Consider the following 276-nt stretch of genomic DNA (forward strand, 5'->3'; position numbering starts at 1 on the left):
GGCAAGCGCCCCACCGGCTACGTTGCGCCCTGGTGGGAATTCAGCAAGGTGACCAATGAGCTGCTGCTGAAAAAGGGCATCAAGTACGACCACAGCCTGATGCACAACGACTTCCATCCCTACTACGTGCGGGTCGGCGACAGCTGGACCAAGATCGACTACAGCCAGCACCCCGACACCTGGATGAAACCTTTGGTGCGGGGCCAGGAAACCGACCTGGTGGAGATCCCGGCCAACTGGTACCTGGACGACCTGCCGCCGATGATGTTCATCAAG

The 276-nt window shown here is 59.8% G+C and carries 1 pseudogene; it reads left to right on the plus strand.

Annotated elements, in window-relative coordinates:
* Positions 1–276, plus strand: a pseudogene (locus R0J88_RS19905) (hypothetical protein); the annotation flags it as partial.

This window comes from Pseudoalteromonas sp. SIMBA_162, from assembly GCF_046535955.1.
GTDB classification, from domain to species: Bacteria; Pseudomonadota; Gammaproteobacteria; order Enterobacterales; family Alteromonadaceae; genus Pseudoalteromonas; species Pseudoalteromonas marina.